This window comes from Bartonella sp. LB28NMGDW (genome assembly GCF_042194435.1).
GTDB classification, from domain to species: domain Bacteria; phylum Pseudomonadota; class Alphaproteobacteria; order Rhizobiales; family Rhizobiaceae; genus Bartonella; species Bartonella grahamii.
The window spans coordinates 1-4,710 of the sequence record NZ_JBHIMX010000039.1 but is presented as its reverse complement, the minus strand read 5'-3'; the positions used below and the strand labels follow the sequence as shown (position 1 = coordinate 4,710).

The 4,710-nt window shown below is 33.5% G+C and carries 5 protein-coding genes; 4 read left to right on the top strand and 1 reads right to left on the bottom strand.

Features of this window, described 5'->3' with window-relative positions:
* Nucleotides 1-9: 9 nt before the first annotated feature.
* The 4 genes from ACFIKG_RS08605 to ACFIKG_RS08590 all read left to right on the top strand — a co-directional run bounded on the left by ACFIKG_RS08605 (nt 10) and on the right by ACFIKG_RS08590 (nt 2,346).
* The gene (locus ACFIKG_RS08605; protein WP_375652123.1) at nt 10-216 is read left to right on the top strand and encodes a hypothetical protein; all 207 of its coding nucleotides are present in this window, start codon (nt 10-12) and stop codon (nt 214-216) included.
* Nucleotides 217-395: 179 nt separating this feature from the next.
* A complete protein-coding gene (locus tag ACFIKG_RS08600; protein ID WP_375626868.1) occupies nt 396-581 on the top strand; it encodes a hypothetical protein in 186 nt (61 codons plus the stop codon).
* Between the two features lie 182 nt (nt 582-763).
* Nucleotides 764-853: a type II toxin-antitoxin system YafQ family toxin gene (locus tag ACFIKG_RS08595; RefSeq protein ID WP_375626877.1), complete on the top strand. Its 90-nt coding sequence runs from the start codon at nt 764-766 to the stop codon at nt 851-853.
* Between the two features lie 335 nt (nt 854-1,188).
* Nucleotides 1,189-2,346 carry a tyrosine-type recombinase/integrase gene (locus ACFIKG_RS08590; RefSeq protein ID WP_375652122.1) on the top strand — a complete coding sequence of 386 codons (1,158 nt, stop codon included), beginning with the start codon at nt 1,189-1,191 and terminating at the stop codon, nt 2,344-2,346.
* 46 nt (nt 2,347-2,392) lie between these two features.
* On the opposite strand, the gene ACFIKG_RS08585 is transcribed toward ACFIKG_RS08590, so the two are convergent.
* Entirely contained in the window at nt 2,393-4,465 is a 2,073-nt protein-coding gene (locus ACFIKG_RS08585; protein ID WP_375652121.1) for a hypothetical protein, read from the bottom strand.
* Nucleotides 4,466-4,710 lie beyond the last annotated feature (245 nt).

Genomic DNA, 4,710 nt, shown 5'->3' with positions numbered 1-4,710 from the left:
CCCATTTATGTGGTTGGAAAGATGGTCAAGAAACGAAGCAGCAAAGATAAAGATCTTACAGAAAAAGAACAACAGCTCCTTCATGAGATGATAGAGACCTACCAAGGTTTAAAGATGATGTCACGTATCATGAAATTGATTGTCTTTATGTTCGTAATAGATTTTTCCCGTTTCGTGGATGCCGTAGATAATAGCTTTTCACACCTCAAAAAGTGACTAACAAAAAGTTGAAAAACTTTTTGTTTAAGAAAAGAAATTAATATTAATGATAATTTACACTATGTTTAACTAAGTTAAATAATGTATAATCATTAATATTCTTAAAGAGGAAATATTATGAGTGAAAAAAGTGACTTATAGCAGCTAAAGTAGATATAAATCTAAAAAGCGCATTTATGGCTATAGCTGAAATAAAACACTGTTCAGCATCTCAAATTTTACGTGATCTTATTCGTGTGTACGTTGAAAATAATAAGATACCCAATAAAGAAACGCTTGAAACTTTTCATAAAAATGATAGCAATGAAGATGTTTTTTATGCTGAAAATATTGCTGATTTGATTAAGCAATTGGATATTTGATTATGCGTTCAGTGAGTTATTCAGGAAAGTTTAAAAAGGATGTAAAATGAGCAAAAAAACGTGGAAAAGATATGCGAAAGTTCACAGAAGTTATGCAACTTCTAGTTAATAAGAAGCAATTGCTATCTATTTTAAATGATCATGCATTACAAGGAAATTAAAAGCCTCGTCGATATCTTCATATAGAATCCGATTGGTTGTTAATTTATATAGTTGACGAAGAGCACATCCATTTTGATAGGACAGGTACGCATTCAGATTTATTTAAGTAAAAAGTTGATTATGCCCTTTAAAAAACCTGATTCGCAATAATTGAGAGCCATGTCACAAAATCCTATTCCCTAACCTTTATTTACGAATCCATCATGTTAAAAATATAATAAAAACAAGATATTAAATAAGGAAAAACAAAAAGTGGTGCCCAGACGCGGCAAGCAGGGGCTTAGCAACAAGATTCAAAGTATATAAAGATGTGTAAGAGCGTATTGATGTCTATAGCTTTTTATGATTCAATAAAAAAAGTAAGCATTAAAGGAAAAATCTCAAATCAGAAATTAAAGGTGGTCTAAAAGGTGGACCAAAAAAGGTGGACGAGAGGGGACGTTAAGTGAGGGCGATTCATCGGTTATCAGCATTACTTGTAAAGTCCTCTCCACAAGGAAAATATTGTGATGGGGCAGGGCTATGGTTGAATGTTCGAAAAGACAATACACGCTCTTGGTTTTTTCGCTATACGCACCACAATAAGCGCCGTGAAATGGGACTTGGTCCTGTTACAAAACTCTCTTTAAAAGAAGCGCGTGAGCTTACAAGATATTATAGTGATATTCTTAAAGAAGGCAATGATCCTATTGTCTTTCGAGAACAGACTATTTTAAAACAGCAAAGCAATATTTTTCAAGAAATTGCAAAAGCGGCTTTTGAAAGCAAAAAAGCAGAGTTGAAAAATGAAGGTAAAAACGGTCGCTGGTTTTCTCCACTAGAGTTGCACGTTATTCCAAACATAGGCAAATTACCTATAGAAAAATTAACAGCCAATATTATCCGCAATGTTCTCGCACCCCTTTGGCATGAAAAAGCAGACACAGCGCGAAAAGCGCTTAACCGTATCAATATTTGCTTGAAATATGCTGCGGCTCTTGGTTTAGATGTTGATCTACAGGCTTGTATGAAGGCACGCGCGCTTTTAGGAAAACCACGTGCGACATCAACAAATATTCCTGCTATGCCATGGCAAGAGGTTCCGGCATTTTATCAAAGCTTGGATGATAAGATCCTTTCAAATTTAGCACTGAAGTTACTCATTTTGACGGGAGCACGGTCATATCCATTGCGCTATTTGCGTCTTGAACAAATTGACAAAAATATATGGACGATACCAAAAGAAAACATGAAAGGTATTGTAGGGAAAGTTTCAGACTTTCGCGTGCCACTAAGTGGTGAAGCTTTGAGAGTTATTGAAAAAACTCTCCCCTTTGAAAAGAATGATTTTCTCTTTTCTGGTCTTAAAGGTAGCCCCATTTCTGATACCACCATGGCAAAATATATGACAGTTTGTGGTTTGACTTATCGTCCCCATGGTTTTCGTTCAAGTTTACGGGATTGGATAGCAGAGACAACGTCAACACCGTTCGAGATTGCCGAAACTGTTCTTGCCCATTCAGTTGGGAGTTCAGTGACGAAAGCCTACATGCGAACGGATTTTTTAGAGCAACGGCGTGTTCTTTTAGAGCTGTGGGCTAGCTTTATATCGGGAGTGGTTTGACAAAATATTCTAAGGCCATTAGAGCATAAATATAATCATTGTTATTCTACCTTAATGGCAACCCTAAAGCTTTAAAGAAACGTTGATGTCTTTTCTCAGTATCAGCTATGAGCTTACTAAACGAAATAACCTCTATATAGGACTCATAACTCTTATGATATCCAAAATATCCCATATGATCGCCTGATTCTGTTAAATCCCAAAGTTTGCAGCACTCTTTTATTTTTGGAGTTAGATCACAGACGACATAACAGTAACCGGGAACTTTTCCATCCAAATTTATTGGACGCCCTTTTGGGGTAAGTACTTTGCCTGCACGAATTTTTTCTAGATAAGTAATGACCTGCAAAATAGGATCTGTTTCGGTACCAGCTTTCGCGTCATCTCTCATGGGACGCTTAATTTCTACTATAGTAAGAGATGCCAAAGTAGGAGATTCTAAACCCTCTTTGCTATCTGATACTAATAAAGGCTTCCAATAAATAGAATTATTACATAATTCTAAACTACATATATCAGGTCTTTCCTTTTCCATAGAGCCGGTAATAGACATTTTTTTTAATGATAAATCAGAAGCTAAATAATCATGAAATACTAATTTTTCGTCTATCAACCACAAGTTACAATTATCCATAGCTACAGAATTAGAATCACACTTCATGGGTACTATGAGTTGATGAATAACGTCTTCTTTAATATATTCTTTACCACCGTCATAAAGAGAATTTAAAGATTCCTTCAAAAGTTCTATGATAGTTTTTCTATGGAATAAGTAATTTGCCAAATCGGACTTTTTAAGATCACATACAGCATTTACATATTTATTAATTCTTGCTGCATAACTATCTGTATTTTCTCCTTGTTGAACTGCTAAAACATTATAACCTTCTTCTAAAATTTCATTTTCTACTCTAGCAAGACATTCATGCAAATGTAGTTCCAATTTTTTATCATTTATTTTAGGTGAAATCATATAGTCATTGTCTGTTAAATAGTTTAGGAGTGGACGATAGCGTGGTACTTTATGTGTGAACTTTTCAACTATCTCCTTACTGTTTTGAATGTTTTGCTTCAATTCTACAGCTAAATATTTTTGAATGCTTTCATAAATGGCTTGTCGTATTATCGGAAATGATATTTTTTTTCTTTTAAATAAATCTTCTTGTTTATCTTCAACATTTTCTTCAATATCAAAGCCTATTCTTTCAGAACGTACTCTTTCATCTAAAAAAAGAGAGCTTACATAACAAGAGTAGATAAATTCACCTATATCATCTTGCAGTTTTGATTGCATACCCGGAATTTTCTCAGATAACTTTTCTTTTGTAATAGCTCTATTGCCTGCACAAAAACATAAAGCCTGATTTTCTAAAGGTAAGGATCTAAATTTAATATGCATAATAGAAAAATTATAATTTTCTATTTTTATTTTTTCATTTAAAACGGCTCCATGCATGCATTGTTCATATAGATCATTTAATAATATCTTTTCTGTGTCATCTTCAATAGTTATGAAAGGGCAACCACCAGTTCTTGCAAAATACCAGAGACAATGTTCTAAGAGTGCTTTTGCGATAGATTGTAGTTTTTTAGGAATATGATTTTTATATTTTTGGTTTAGACCTGTTAACTCAACAATAGTTTCTCTCTTCGTACAATTATCTTGAAATTCATCTAATTCTTTTATACCTGCAGCAGCATCAAATAAAAATGTGCGCCCTTTTAATCCTCTATCTGTTTCATAAATATTCCTGATTTTTATATTATCAAAAGCTTTAAGCCATAAAAGTCGTCCTATACCATGGCAACCTTTATCTCTTTTATAATCTGAGTCTAAAGTTTTAAATGATTGAAAATTATGATCATTAAAGCCTGTACCATTGTCGATCACTTTAAAACCTACAATTTCTGTCTCGTTTAGTTTTTCTGTATCTTTGTCAAGTGGTAGTGAAGCTTGCTTCGATCTTATGACTGAAACTATAATGTAGCGTGAGGAAAAATCATTTCCTATTTCTTCAATGGAATGAATAGAATTTACAACTGCTTCAAAAAGAGGCAGTAGAGCATGATTTTCTGGTAAAGATGTATTTCTTACGCGGCCACTTAAATTTGTTCTCATTATCCACTCTAATCTATAAAAGACAATCAATTGTGTCGTTTTACAAAGATTTGACTTCCTCTTCATCCTTAAAGGATTAAAATTTCGAAGCTGTTCATATCAAATACAGTTTATTAGAAGCTTTAAATTCATGAAACAATTAATTCAAAGATTAATTCTTTGAAATCCACTGTTTTAAATGGGCGAAGGCATTCTCTATCACCTCCATGAGACGAGCAAAATTAAGAATCCATTTTCTAAAGAAT

Coding starts and splice junctions, on each gene's coding strand:
- ACFIKG_RS08585 (WP_375652121.1), bottom strand. CDS start 4,465: ATGAGAACAAATTTAAGTGGCCGCGTAAGAAATACATCTTTACCAGAA.
- ACFIKG_RS08600 (WP_375626868.1), top strand. CDS start 396: ATGGCTATAGCTGAAATAAAACACTGTTCAGCATCTCAAATTTTACGT.